Source organism: Gorillibacterium massiliense, from assembly GCF_000455485.1.
GTDB lineage: Bacteria > Bacillota > Bacilli > Paenibacillales > NBRC-103111 > Gorillibacterium > Gorillibacterium massiliense.
The window spans coordinates 1-11,039 of sequence record NZ_CBQR020000116.1; the positions used below are offsets into that span (position 1 = coordinate 1).

Below are 11,039 nucleotides of genomic sequence, written 5' to 3' on the forward strand. Positions count from 1 at the left end.
CGATGCGCAGCGATTCCGCCAAGGCGTACATCACCGAACCCAGCTCGCCTTTGCGCCGCTCATCCTTAGCGATAATCCACGGCGCCGTTTCGTCGATATACTTATTCGTGCGGCTGACCAGCGTCCAAATGGATGAGAGAGCGACGGAAAATTCCATCTTTTCCATGGCATCCTCAGCCTTCTCCACTGTCGCCCGTGCGACGTCTACCAGTTCGGCATCAAAGGGCGTCGATCCCAAACTGAACGGCGGGATCACGCCATCGAAATACTTGTCGATCATCGCCACGGTCCGGTTAAGCAGGTTGCCCAAATCGTTAGCCAGGTCGAAATTGATCCGTTCTACGAAGCTTTCCGGCGTAAAAGCACCGTCGGAGCCGAATGGAACCTCCCGCAGCAGATAGTAGCGCACGGCATCCAAACCGTAACGGTCAATCAACATAACCGGATCGACGACGTTGCCCTTGGACTTGGACATTTTCCCGCCCTTGGTCAACAGCCAGCCATGGCCGAACACTTTCTTCGGCAGAGGCAGACCGAGAGCCATCAGCATGATCGGCCAATAGATCGTATGGAAACGGACGATTTCTTTTCCTACCAGATGCACGTCAGCCGGCCAATATTTTTCAAAATCCGCCGGGTTTTCGCTGCCATAGCCCAAAGCGGTGATATAGTTGGACAAAGCGTCGATCCAAACGTAAATGACATAGTCCGGATCATTCGGAACCGGAATGCCCCATTTAAAGGAACTGCGAGAGACAGCCAGATCCTCTAAGCCCGGTTTAATAAAATTGTTGATCATCTCGTTGCGGCGGCTTTCCGGCTGGATGAAATCCGGGTTTTCTTCATAATACTTCAGCAAGCGGTCTGCATATTTGCTCATCCGGAAAAAGTAGTTTTTCTCGCTTACCTTCTTCACCGGCCGGCCGCAATCGGGACAGTTGCCATCCACCAGTTGCCGCTCCAGTACGAAGGATTCGCAAGGGGTACAGTACCAACCTTCATAGGTGCCCAGGTAGATATCCCCTTGGTCGACGAATTGTTGGAAGATCTTCTGTACCGATTTCTTATGCCGCTCTTCCGTCGTGCGGATAAAGTCGTCGTAAGAAATCTCCAGTTTGTCCCAAAGCGCTTTGATCCCGGCGACGATGCCATCGACGAACTCTTGGGGCCCGACGCCTTTTTCCTTGGCCTTCTCTTCAATCTTCTGGCCATGCTCGTCCGTTCCCGTTAAATACCGAACATCGTAGCCGCGCAGCCGTTTGTAACGGGCCATGGCATCGCCTGCCACCGTCGTATACGCATGACCGATATGCAGCTTGTCGCTGGGATAATAAATCGGGGTAGTCAGATAAAAGCTTTTACGTGCTCCACTCATTTTTCATATCCTCCGTTCGTTTATCGTTCCCAAACCTGTTCGCAAGAACGCAAAAAAGCTCCCGTCCGTCTTGGGACGAGAGCATGGCTCACGCGGTACCACCCAGGTTTCCCCGAGTCTTTTGATGATGTCGGGGCTCTGCCGGCCGGCTAGCGGCCGTCCCCTTAACGCGGGAAACGCTGCAATCTTACGTCGTTCTTCCAATCGAACAGACGCTCGAAAGCAATTTCTCCGGGACCATCTTCGGGGGTTATTCCTGTGCCGGTTCTCAGCTGCCCCGGTTCTCTGGTACAGGCATCTATCCTTACTCATCCCATCATGGAAACCAATGTGCAATTACTCAAACTATACCGAAAAAAATGGCAAAATGTCAACTCTAGTGCTTTTTCGGATTAGGCGGCACCGGATCAAACCCGCCAGGATGAAAGGGATGGCAGCGGCCGATGCGTTTAACCGCCATCCAGGAGCCTTTTGCAGCACCGTATTCCTCGATGGCATCCAGCGCGTATTGGGAGCAAGTAGGATAGAACCGGCAGGTGGGAGGCTTCAAAGGCGATATAAATTTGCGGTAAAAACGAACCGGCGCTTTCGCGGCGATCCGCATCACCCGGACTTTTGTCATTCGATCCCCCTCCAAACCAATGTTCCCCCCACTATGCTCCTTTCAGATTTTCCTGTCAACTAAGCGGCATCCAAAGTATCGCCGCGGTCATTTCAGGCTATACCTCAATGTTCGCTTCACGTTTAGCCGACTCATTAAGCTTTGCTAACAGTTCCTCAAGAGGCAAATCGGCCATGGAAGAAATCCGCAGCGTAATCGCCCCGAACGGCAAGGTTTCCGTTACGGCATTGGGCACCGCAACGCAATGCATCCCCGCCCGTTCGGCCGCAAGCGCTCCGTTGGGCGAATCTTCGAAAGCAACCGCCTCGTGGGCCTCGACGCCAAGACAGCGCAAGGTACGAAGGTATAATTCCGGATTCGGCTTCACTTCCTCCACCATATCTCGGGTGCTGATGCATGCAAAATAGTTTTCAATCCCATAATGCCGCAAATAGCCGAGAACCCAGTCCGCCGAAGAACTGGAGGCGAGACCGATTTTCAAACCCAATCTTCCAGCCGTCTGCAAATAGTTCTCGACCCCCGGCCGCAAAGGCTCTTCCTGCATACGGGCTTCGTAACGCTTAAGCCTCCAGTTCCTCACCTCATCCGGGTCCAGCTCCCGGCCAACGCATTCGTTTAAATAGTGGTAAGGGTTAAACCCCGAAGCCGTGCCAACGCACGAACCCCAAACATCGAGAGTAAGCTCTGCCCCATGTTCGCGAAAAAGTTCCTTATAAGTCTCAAATTCATGGGTTTCGGTATCCAAAATCAATCCGTCAAAATCAAAAATGACTGCTTTAATCATAGGTTCCCCTCCTAAGCCGCTAGCGGACATTTTTCTTTATTCTTGCATTATAACGGATTTGACCGCTTCTGGCTTGCCATAAACGGCAAAAAACGGAGTACCGGTTCATCCGGATACTCCGCAGAAAACTCCTTCATACTATAACTCAGGAGAATAAATAATCGATGTCGGTCAGCATTTCCTCGGCCAGCGGGAACAGCATATCCTTCTCCGTCTTGAGAAAATCGGACAGTGCCACGCAAGCCTGAAGCAAAAACGAGACTGCTTCCTCTGCCGTTTCTTTGCTCATAACAAGCGCATCATGTACAGGCTCAGCTCTGAAGGCTACCAGATCGCGGCGGACAAGTTCCAAACTCTTGTTTAAGCCCCAATAAGAATGTCCGATGGAAGGCTGCGTTTGATCACCGGCGTAAAGGCCTACCATGGGGAACAACTCTTTACCCGACCACAGCAGATGCTCTTCGACTTGTTGCTCCAGTTGGGCGGATTGCAATGCCAGACGTTTTAGCCAAACAGCCAATTGATCCTGATCAGCGGAACTAATCGTTTTTGCAGTCAGATACAGATCGGTCAGCTGCTCCGTCAACATGGAATGCTCCGCTTCCATCCGCTCAACGGCCATCATAAATTCAGTCGGGCGGGCGCAATCCATCGTGATTCCCATCGTCCTCATCTTCCTTCAAGTCCTCCTTACATTTCCAACCGCTTTTTTCCAGCAGTGTGATTGGTTTCAGTATATGCTGGTCATTCAACTCAAACAATGATTTTTATCACTATTAATATTATCTTTTATCAGTCGAATGTCAAACTCATCACACTTCGTCAAATTGTTTCAGATAATTAACAAATTTTACACTTTCTCAAGTGATATATATCACACGAATGGGAGAAAATGTGCTATGATGATGGTGTGAAGGAGGGATTCCATCGATGGCGAAAAGTATACAGACCGAAGTTTCCTTAAATCGGAATACAGAAGTCTTCTCTGAAGAAAATTTCAAATTATTGGAACAGATCATGTATGAAAGCAAATTTGCAGCAGGAACTCACCTTTATTGGGAAGGCGATTCCTCAGATAAATTTTATTTTGTCAAATCCGGCAGCGTCAAAATCACAAAATCCAATGATGAAGGCAAGCTGTTCATCCTCTACATGCACCATGACGGCGACCTGTTCGGCCAAATTGACGGTCTACAAGGGTCTACCCATAGTAACAATGCAGAAGTGCTGGAAGATAGTGTGATTGGCGTCATACAAAGCAAGGACTTGGAAATTCTCATGTGGCAGCATGGCAACTTAGCCGTGGAGTTCATGAAATGGATGGGCCTTATGCATCGGTTAACCCAAACCAAGCTGAGGGATCTCATGATGTTTGGCAAACCGGGGGCGCTCTGCTCGATGCTGATCCGGCTCAGCAACACCTACGGCGCACCGCACGGCAAAAACATCCTCATTACGAAAAAGCTGACGAACAACGACATGGCTGATATGATCGGCGCCACTCGGGAAAGCGTCAACCGCATGTTGAGCGATCTGAAAAAGGATGATATTATCGGCCAGGAAAACGGCTATCTTGTCCTTAAAAACATGGACGCCCTCAGAGAAATATGCCAATGCGAAAATTGCCCGACCAACATATGCCGAATATGAAACGGCACAAAAAAAACGCTCCTCCGGACGGAACCAGCAAGTCCACGGAAAGAGCGTTTTATTTTTTATGAAAAGCGAGGTGCTCACCGGCATCTTTTTTTTGCGGCGTTAAGTCAATATTTCTTTAATTTGTGTCAAAGTTACTTTACATTTTTCTCGGTGATCTGATATACTTTTGATGGGGGTGGAAAGGTTTGCCAAAGAATTTGAAGCTGAAAGCTGCGCGCGCTGCTCTTGATATGACTCAGAAAGATTTAGCCGAAGCGATTGGCATTAGCCGTCAAACGATGAATGCCATCGAAAAGGGAGATTATTATCCATCCGTCAAATTGTGCATCGAGATTTGCAAGGTTTTAAGGAAATCTCTTGACGATTTATTTTGGGAGGATTAGGAAATGAAAAAATTAGATGAGCTACAGATGCTGAAGAGGGGAAACGTTTTTAAGCACGGCTTGTTTCTGATGGGCGGTTTGACGCTGCTCAACGCTTGTTTGGAGAACAACGATATCTTCATCCTTCCCGATAAATGGTCAGCCCTCTTCATCGTGCTTGTGACAATCGCCGTTTGCGGGATCGAAATGATCATCTATGAGATCTATCCCCTACTGGAAAAGCGTCAAAAACGTTTGATTTATTTTATCGGACTGTTTGGCGCAGCCTCCATTATTGTTTCTGCAATCGATATGGTTAATGAACATACCCCTTTTATCCGCAACAGGCAAGTTACCGATACAGGGACCGGTATCCTTTTCGGTTGCGCATTTCTTTCCATTGCAGCCGCTTATTTGACGAAATCCAAATATCAAGAAAGACATAATGAGGATGACTGAAAGCAGATATACGTTAGGGGGATATGAAAAATGAACGGGCCGGTTTGGGTAGGTTGGATCATGTTTATTTTGCTGGCGGCATTATCCGTAGGTTTATGGATGGGAAAAGGTAGCATTTTGATCGCGGGATATAACACGTCCCATAAGGACGAAAAGCAAAAGTACAATGAAAAAAACCTGGGCCGTGTTATGGGCGCAGGCTTTGGCGTTATAACCGTTATGACTGGGATTTTTCTGGCGTATAAGTTCGAACTGCCAAGGAGCATTCATTGGTTTATACCATGGGGGTACTTAAGCACAATAGCCGTGGTGGCGATTTTGGGGAATACGGTTTGCAAAAGAAAATGATTCCCGCACTTTTCCGCTAGATTTCCTGTAAAAATCGCTTCACATCCCGTTTTGATTTCAACACGATCATTTGCCGGCCGTCCTCATCGTATTTCTCCATGCAGTTGCGGATCGTTCCGCCGCTGATCTTCGAGAAGTTCCACACGAACCGGAGAAATTGAGAAAACTCCCGGTCCAGCTTCTCTATGCAATTTGGCCCCATGTCGGGGCGTGATTTTCCCAGATTAGCCAATCTTCTCTTGATGATTCGATAGACGCACAACCCTCTAGGTAAATCCAACAAAATAACGGTATCCGCTTTCTGCATCCGATCATCCAGGGTGCTTTGAAAATTGCCGTCGATGATCCAGGCTGAGCCAGCCGTTTGCTCGGCAACGAGCGGAACCCACTCCTCAAAGTCGGTCTTCACCCACCCCGCCTTCCAATAGAGCTTATCCAAATGGATGAGCGGCAGCCGCGTTTTTGCGGCAAGAGCTTTCGAGAACACGCTTTTTCCTGAACCGGGAGAACCGATGACAATAACTTTTCGCATGATGATTGACCGCCTGTTTACATTAATGTTTAAAAAAAGACCCGGCCGGGATGATTTCCCAACAGCCGGGTTATGATCAATGAATACGGGACTTGCCGCTGATGACGGCAAGGATATTTTGATTTTTGAACAACTCCGTATCCTTGCGGTTAAAACAATAGGCGAAGATGCATTGATCTCCCGCCGTTAAAATATCGATTTTCCGCTGGACCGTCCGCTGTTCGGCGTCCAGGTAGATGATCTCTACCGGTTGGCCAATGAACTGTTGAAGGTCGTATTGCATAGGAGCCATCCCTCCTTTTCCGAAAGAAACCGATTGCAGCAGGCATGGATGTCGCACATGTAAATCCGGCAATGGGTGGTTATGGCAATGGAACGCAATCTATCAACTTTTCGATTATGTATACCAGTTTATCATAGTTTCCATAGGTCAGGTAGATTTTTCTTTTATCTCCACGGCAAAAACGCCGGTCCTCAACACTGAAATGCCGGCGTTTGATAACTGAAAATTTTCCTTATTCGCATTCGATCCGGTAAACAGCCCGATCCGTGGATATGCGGATACCGGTGTCATCATTTTCATGAGTGATCGTTTCGTCGTAGGGAATTTCATACACATTCCTTGGCAGAGGCGCTACTTCTTCCCCTCCGTACATCGTTCCCTGGCCTTGGAGCAAAATGGAGTGCTCCGCCACATAGTCATCCGGGTGGCTCTCATTTCGGACGGATACGACGACTTTATCCAGCTGCAGCTTGATCCTATCTTCGTCTCCCGTTTCCTCCTTCGTGATGTTCAGGGTGCGCCCTACGCAGGACTCCAGCCAGTTGGTGATCGGCCCAACATTGATCTCCATCATTTTTCACCTCGCGCCTCATCGTTATAATCCTTTACCCATTCTGCTTACCGTGCAATCACTTTCGAAAGGAACCGCCTTTATTGATTCCCTTTTTCAAAATTAGGCATACATGGTTCTCTAGGATAGGACGATTAAATCCGATTCGCGCGCTAGGGTATCTTAAAAAAATGTGCTACAATCACGTAAAGAGAGACCCATTATTCGGATTGGAGGAAGATACCATGTCCAAGCTTTTTTCTTCTTATGAAATCAGGGGAGTGACGCTGAAAAACCGCATCGTCATGTCTCCGATGTGCATGTATTCCAGTGAAGACCGAGACGGCAAGGTAACCGACTGGCATAAAACCCATTACACCAGCCGCGCAGTAGGTCAAGTCGGACTCCTTATTCTGGAGGCTACCGCCGTACTTCCCGAAGGAAGGATTTCCGACCGGGATTTGGGCATTTGGAGTGACGAGCACGTTGCCGGATTAACCGAGTTGGTCGATATGGTCCATAAGCAAGGTTCCCATATCGGTATTCAACTGGCTCATGCCGGCCGCAAATCCGAGGTGGAAGGCGCCATTTACGCCCCCTCCGCCCTGCCCTTCAGCGAAAAATACCGGACGCCCGAGACACTGAACGCCGAAGGAATTAAACAAACCATCAACGCCTTCCGCGATGCAGCGAGAAGAGCGAAGGAAGCCGGCTTTGACGTGATCGAGCTGCATGGCGCACACGGCTACTTGATCAACGAATTTCTCTCCCCTCTCAGCAACAAGCGCCAGGATGCATACGGCGGCAGCGCCGATAACCGCTATCGCTTCCTGGAAGAAACCATCGATGAAGTCCGCGGCGTTTGGGATGGACCGCTGTTCGTACGGATTTCGGCTTCCGATTATCATCCGGAAGGACTCGCCATCCACGATTACATCGATTATGCCGCCCGCATGAAGAAGCAAGGTGTCGACTTGATCGACTGCAGCTCCGCTGCCGTCGTCCCTGCCGTCTTCGATATCTTCCCAGGCTATCAGGTGCCCTTTGCCGATGCCATCCGCCGGGAGGCGGATATCGCCACCGGTGCCGTCGGTCTGATTACTTCCTCCGCCCAAGCGGAAGAAATCGTGGCTAACGGCCGTGCCGATCTGGTGTTCCTCGGCCGCGTTCTGCTCAGCAATCCTTATTGGCCGCGAACAGCCGCAAAAGAATTGAATGCCCAGATTGAGGCCCCCAAGCAATACGGACGGGGCTGGTAATATAGCCACCTGCTTAGCCAGTGGCTTCCATTAGCCCAATGCAATAACGGTATGTTTGCAGGTATTCACCCCCAGTTGAACTGGGGTTTCTTGTACAATGAAAACGGTGGAGCGAAAACCCGCTCCACCGTTTTTTTAATTGCTCTTATTGTTTAACAAGCTGTGACGATAGCCATAGAGGAAATACAAAGCAAGTCCGATGACCATCCATACGATGAAACCGATCCAAGTAATAAGGGTGAGTTGCGTCATCAAGTATCCACATGCGAGGATAGCAAGAATCGGTGTAAAAGGAACGAATGGCACCTTGAACGAACGGGGCAGATCCGGATATTTTTTTCGCAGGATCAAAATTCCAGCGGAAACGACGATGAAGGCAAAGAATGTGCCGATATTCGTCAAGTCCACCAGGTGGCCCAGAGGGATGAATCCGGCAAAGATCGAAATAACAGCAGCGGAAATCCAGCCGCCTTTTACCGGCGTTTGCGTTTTTGCGCTTACCTGAGAGAACACCCGCGGAAGCAGACCGTCTCTACCGATGGAATAGAGCAAGCGAATTTGTCCGTATAGCATGACGAGAAGCACCGTTGTAATCCCAATAATGCTACCCGCCGAAATGAATCCAGCCGCCCACTTCATACCAATATACTCGAAGGCGAAGGAAACAGGATTTTTCACATCCAGGTCGGTATACGGCACAATCCCTGTTAATATGGCTGATACAACTAAGTACAGCAATGAACATACAAGCAAGGAAGTGATGAGCGCGATCGGAAGGCTTTTTTGTGGATTTTTCACTTCCTCTGCAGCCGTCGTTACAGCATCAAAGCCAAGATAGGCAAAAAATACGGTCGCCGCCCCCGCTGTTACCCCGGAAAAATGGTACGGCATAAACGGATGCCAGTTAGCAGGATCTACATGCCGGAAGCCAAGAACGATAAACAGCACGACAACCGCAAGCTTGAGGATAACCATAAACGTGTTCAAGGTCGCCGATTCTTTAGCTCCTGCCGATAAAATCAACACGAGCACGCAAATAATAACGATGGCCGGAAGGTCGATGTAATGGCCATGAGCCGGATCGAAGGCGTTGGAAATGGCCGCCGGAAGATGTATATGCATCTTTGAATCCGCCAAGAGCCCCTGAAAATACCCCGACCAACCGCTTGCTACCGAGGCGCAGGCAAGACCGTATTCCAGAATGAGAGCCCATCCGAGAATCCAACCGGGCAGCTCGCCAAATACAGCGTAGCCATAGGTGTAAGCGCTACCAGAAACGGGAATGGTCGAAGCGAATTCCGCATAACAGAGTGCCGCCAGCATACACACGATGGCTGAGATGACGAAGGAAAGCATGATGGCGGGGCCGGCTTTTTCTGCGGCGACGACGCCTGTCAAAACAAAGATCCCTGTACCGATGATGGCGCCAATTCCCATCATGGTCAATTGAAAAGTTCCCAGGGTTTTCTTCAGCTCTGATTTCTGTTCGCTTTGCTGAAGTGTAAGCAAATCTTTCTTGCGCAATAAACTCAAGACACTATTTCCTCCTTCATTTTATAGCAATGAAACAGGCGGAGCGCAAAGCTCCGCCCGTCTATGCTCTCTACAACGGGTTAAATGATGCCGCGGATTTCCTCGAGGGACGCGATTTTCTCCGCTTCCATATAGCGGTAAAGATCATCGGCCAGCTCTTCTCCGACCCGAAGATTCATAAAGTTCGCCGTTCCAACCTGTACGGCGGCAGCTCCAGCCATGATGAATTCGACGGCGTCCTCTGCCGTGACGATACCGCCCATGCCGATCACCGGAATCGAGACCGCTTTCGCTGCCTGATGGACCATGCGGAGGGCGATGGGTTTGATCGCAGGACCCGATAAGCCGGCATAGAGATTATCGAAAACACTGCGCCGCCGCTTGATATCTATTTTCATGGCGGAAAACGTATTGATCAAGGAGATGCCGTCGGCGCCTTCTTCCTCACACATAACCGCCATTGCCCGGATATCCTGAGCATTTGGCGACAATTTGACGATGAGCGGCATATCCGTCGCCCGCCGCACTTCCCGCACAACCTGTCTGGCGGTTTCCGTCTCCACGCCGAAGGCGAGTCCACCTTCTTTCACGTTTGGACAGGAGATGTTGAGCTCGATCATGTCGGCGCCTCTACGGTTATCCAAACGGCGTATGCGGTTATCTTCCGAAATCAATGCGGCTCCTTCGACATAATCGCCGATGGTGCCACCACCCAGATTGATCAGTACTGCCGTATTCCAACGAACCATTTCGTCCAGCTCATGAGCCAAAAAGGCTTCGATCCCCGGATTTTCCAATCCGACACTGTTAAGCATCCCCGAGGCTGTCTCGAATATCCGCGTCCCTTTGTTTCCGGCTTTGGGATGGAGGGTCAGCCCTTTGCCTGAGATGCCGCCAAGCTTGTTCAAATCGCAATAAGCGCTATATTCCTTGCCAAAACCGTAGGTTCCCGACGCCATGATAAACGGGTTATTCAACTTAACTCCGGCAATCTCACAAGCGAGAGAGATCATCGAAAATCACCTCCTCCGCCAAAAAGACCGGGCCATCTTTGCATGCCTTTCGATTGCCGTTTTTCGTAGCACAGGAACATGCCAAACAGGCTCCGATTCCGCAAGCCATCCTTTTCTCCACGGATACATAGAGACAGGTGCCTGCCTTCGCTGCCTTGTCCGCTAACGCAGCCATCATAGGGAGAGGGCCGCAAGTATAAATCACATCATACCGGGATGGATCAATGTCCTCCACGACGAAGCCGCCTACATTTACGGTC

Annotated in this window: 15 protein-coding genes; 5 read left to right on the plus strand and 10 right to left on the minus strand. The window is 49.7% G+C overall.

Translation table 11 applies throughout. The features are described from left to right. From metG to TJ79_RS16205, 4 genes are all read right to left on the minus strand, one after another. Positions 1–1,375, minus strand: a 1,375-nt coding sequence (metG, locus tag TJ79_RS16190) for a methionine--tRNA ligase (protein ID WP_040951385.1), incomplete at its 3' end; no start/stop codon positions are given. A gap of 376 nt (positions 1,376–1,751) precedes the next feature. Further along, complete coding sequence (gene yidD / locus TJ79_RS16195) at positions 1,752–1,997, minus strand: membrane protein insertion efficiency factor YidD (protein ID WP_420319394.1); 246 nt, start codon at positions 1,995–1,997, stop codon at positions 1,752–1,754. Positions 1,998–2,094: 97 nt separating this feature from the next. Next, entirely contained in the window at positions 2,095–2,781 is a 687-nt protein-coding gene (locus tag TJ79_RS16200; protein ID WP_040951387.1) for an HAD family hydrolase, read from the minus strand. Between the two features lie 145 nt (positions 2,782–2,926). Then, positions 2,927–3,454 (minus strand): hypothetical protein, encoded by a 528-nt coding sequence (locus TJ79_RS16205; RefSeq protein ID WP_040951388.1) that lies wholly within the window; start codon positions 3,452–3,454, stop codon positions 2,927–2,929. Between the two features lie 257 nt (positions 3,455–3,711). Between TJ79_RS16205 and TJ79_RS16210 the strand changes: the two genes are divergently transcribed. The 4 genes from TJ79_RS16210 (at position 3,712) to TJ79_RS16225 (ending at position 5,609) form a co-directional block, all read left to right on the plus strand. Further along, positions 3,712–4,431 (plus strand): Crp/Fnr family transcriptional regulator, encoded by a 720-nt coding sequence (locus TJ79_RS16210; protein ID WP_040951389.1) that lies wholly within the window; start codon positions 3,712–3,714, stop codon positions 4,429–4,431. 194 nt (positions 4,432–4,625) lie between these two features. After that, a complete protein-coding gene (locus TJ79_RS16215) occupies positions 4,626–4,823 on the plus strand; it encodes a helix-turn-helix transcriptional regulator (RefSeq protein ID WP_040951390.1) in 198 nt (65 codons plus the stop codon). A 3-nt stretch (positions 4,824–4,826) separates the two neighbouring features. Then, positions 4,827–5,261: a hypothetical protein gene (locus TJ79_RS16220; protein WP_040951391.1), complete on the plus strand. Its 435-nt coding sequence runs from the start codon at positions 4,827–4,829 to the stop codon at positions 5,259–5,261. A 30-nt stretch (positions 5,262–5,291) separates the two neighbouring features. Continuing rightward, positions 5,292–5,609, plus strand: a complete 318-nt coding sequence (locus TJ79_RS16225; protein ID WP_040951392.1) for a DUF3784 domain-containing protein — start codon at positions 5,292–5,294, stop codon at positions 5,607–5,609. 16 nt (positions 5,610–5,625) lie between these two features. On the opposite strand, the gene TJ79_RS16230 is transcribed toward TJ79_RS16225, so the two are convergent. From TJ79_RS16230 to ymzB, 3 genes are all read right to left on the minus strand, one after another. Beyond that, positions 5,626–6,141: a P-loop NTPase family protein gene (locus TJ79_RS16230; RefSeq protein ID WP_040951393.1), complete on the minus strand. Its 516-nt coding sequence runs from the start codon at positions 6,139–6,141 to the stop codon at positions 5,626–5,628. A gap of 76 nt (positions 6,142–6,217) precedes the next feature. Then, positions 6,218–6,424 carry a hypothetical protein gene (locus tag TJ79_RS16235; RefSeq protein ID WP_040951394.1) on the minus strand — a complete coding sequence of 69 codons (207 nt, stop codon included), beginning with the start codon at positions 6,422–6,424 and terminating at the stop codon, positions 6,218–6,220. Between the two features lie 232 nt (positions 6,425–6,656). Then, positions 6,657–6,995, minus strand: a complete 339-nt coding sequence (ymzB, locus tag TJ79_RS16240; RefSeq protein ID WP_052339656.1) for a protein YmzB — start codon at positions 6,993–6,995, stop codon at positions 6,657–6,659. Positions 6,996–7,219: 224 nt separating this feature from the next. On the opposite strand from ymzB, the gene namA reads away from it, so the two are divergent. Next, a complete protein-coding gene (gene namA / locus TJ79_RS16245) occupies positions 7,220–8,233 on the plus strand; it encodes an NADPH dehydrogenase NamA (protein ID WP_040951396.1) in 1,014 nt (337 codons plus the stop codon). 135 nt (positions 8,234–8,368) lie between these two features. Here namA and TJ79_RS16250 read toward each other — a convergent pair whose 3' ends face one another. From TJ79_RS16250 to TJ79_RS16260, 3 genes are all read right to left on the minus strand, one after another. Continuing rightward, entirely contained in the window at positions 8,369–9,766 is a 1,398-nt protein-coding gene (locus tag TJ79_RS16250) for an amino acid permease (protein ID WP_040951397.1), read from the minus strand. 80 nt (positions 9,767–9,846) lie between these two features. Continuing rightward, positions 9,847–10,779, minus strand: coding sequence for a dihydroorotate dehydrogenase (locus tag TJ79_RS16255; RefSeq protein WP_040951398.1), 933 nt, complete (start codon positions 10,777–10,779; stop codon positions 9,847–9,849). Continuing rightward, the coding region (locus TJ79_RS16260; RefSeq protein ID WP_040951399.1) for an iron-sulfur cluster-binding protein at positions 10,760–11,039 on the minus strand (280 nt) is incomplete at its 5' end. The genes TJ79_RS16260 and TJ79_RS16255, both read right to left, overlap by 20 nt.

Excerpts from the sequence above, each read along its gene's own strand:
- yidD (WP_420319394.1), bottom strand. The coding sequence starts at position 1,997 with ATGACAAAAGTCCGGGTGATGCGGATCGCCGCGAAAGCGCCGGTTCGT.
- TJ79_RS16200 (WP_040951387.1), bottom strand. The coding sequence starts at position 2,781 with ATGATTAAAGCAGTCATTTTTGATTTTGACGGATTGATTTTGGATACC.
- TJ79_RS16205 (WP_040951388.1), bottom strand. The coding sequence starts at position 3,454 with ATGAGGACGATGGGAATCACGATGGATTGCGCCCGCCCGACTGAATTT.
- TJ79_RS16210 (WP_040951389.1), top strand. The coding sequence starts at position 3,712 with ATGGCGAAAAGTATACAGACCGAAGTTTCCTTAAATCGGAATACAGAA.
- TJ79_RS16220 (WP_040951391.1), top strand. The coding sequence starts at position 4,827 with ATGAAAAAATTAGATGAGCTACAGATGCTGAAGAGGGGAAACGTTTTT.
- TJ79_RS16225 (WP_040951392.1), top strand. The coding sequence starts at position 5,292 with ATGAACGGGCCGGTTTGGGTAGGTTGGATCATGTTTATTTTGCTGGCG.
- TJ79_RS16230 (WP_040951393.1), bottom strand. The coding sequence starts at position 6,141 with ATGCGAAAAGTTATTGTCATCGGTTCTCCCGGTTCAGGAAAAAGCGTG.
- TJ79_RS16235 (WP_040951394.1), bottom strand. The coding sequence starts at position 6,424 with ATGCAATACGACCTTCAACAGTTCATTGGCCAACCGGTAGAGATCATC.
- ymzB (WP_052339656.1), bottom strand. The coding sequence starts at position 6,995 with ATGGAGATCAATGTTGGGCCGATCACCAACTGGCTGGAGTCCTGCGTA.
- namA (WP_040951396.1), top strand. The coding sequence starts at position 7,220 with ATGTCCAAGCTTTTTTCTTCTTATGAAATCAGGGGAGTGACGCTGAAA.
- TJ79_RS16255 (WP_040951398.1), bottom strand. The coding sequence starts at position 10,779 with ATGATCTCTCTCGCTTGTGAGATTGCCGGAGTTAAGTTGAATAACCCG.